This is a genomic window from Salmonella sp. NW1250 (genome assembly GCF_051812965.1).
GTDB lineage: Bacteria > Pseudomonadota > Gammaproteobacteria > Enterobacterales > Enterobacteriaceae > Salmonella > Salmonella enterica.
This window is the reverse complement of the sequence record NZ_JAMNDD010000035.1, coordinates 1-1010: the sequence shown is the minus strand read 5'-3', so window position 1 is coordinate 1010 and position 1010 is coordinate 1. Positions and strand designations below refer to the sequence as shown.

The window sequence follows — 1010 nt, the reverse complement described above, 5'->3', positions numbered from 1 at the left end:
TCCAGATCGTTCGCCACCATCTCGGAGACCATCTCCGACAGGGTGATTTCCGGTTTCCAGCCCAGTTTCTCATGCGCTTTGGACGGGTCGCCCAGCAGGGTTTCCACTTCCGCCGGACGGAAATAACGCGGATCAACGGCCACAATCACATCCCCCGGTTTCACGCCCGGCGCATCGTGTCCGGTAACGGATACCACGATCCCTTTCTCATTAATGCCTTCGCCTTCAAAGCGCAGTTTTATCCCCAGTTGCGCCGCCGCCAGCTCCACAAACTGGCGCACGGAATACTGCACGCCGGTGGCAATCACGAAATCTTCCGGCTGCTCCTGCTGTAACATCATCCACTGCATCCGCACGTAATCTTTCGCATGGCCCCAGTCGCGCAACGAGTCCATGTTGCCGAGATACAGGCAGGACTCCAGTCCCTGGGCGATATTGGCGATGGCGCGGGTGATCTTACGGGTGACGAAGGTTTCGCCGCGACGCGGGGACTCGTGGTTAAACAGAATGCCGTTACAGGCGTAAATGCCGTAGGATTCACGGTAGTTGACGGTGATCCAGTAGGCGTACAGTTTCGCCACCGCATAGGGGGAACGCGGGTAGAACGGCGTGGTCTCTTTCTGCGGAATTTCCTGCACCAGCCCGTACAGTTCAGAGGTGGAGGCCTGGTAGAAACGCGTTTTCTTTTCAAGACCGAGGAAGCGAATCGCCTCCAGCAGGCGCAGCGTGCCCATCGCATCCACATCGGCGGTATATTCCGGCGACTCAAACGACACCGCCACGTGGCTCATTGCGCCCAGATTGTAGACCTCATCCGGCTGCACTTCCTGTAAAATGCGGGTCAGGTTGGAGGCGTCGGTCAGGTCGCCATAATGCAGATGAAATTTCGGGTTGCAGCTGTGCGGGTCCTGATAAATATGGTCCACGCGCTCGGTATTAAACGATGACGCGCGGCGCTTGATACCATGCACCTCATACCCTTTTTCCAGCAGAAATTCTGCCAGGTAAGA

The 1010-nt window shown here is 57.0% G+C and carries 1 protein-coding gene; it reads right to left on the bottom strand.

Annotated elements, in window-relative coordinates:
- A partial coding sequence (gene gmd / locus NBA72_RS24100; protein ID WP_139764429.1) for a GDP-mannose 4,6-dehydratase occupies positions 1–1010 on the bottom strand: 1010 nt, incomplete at both ends.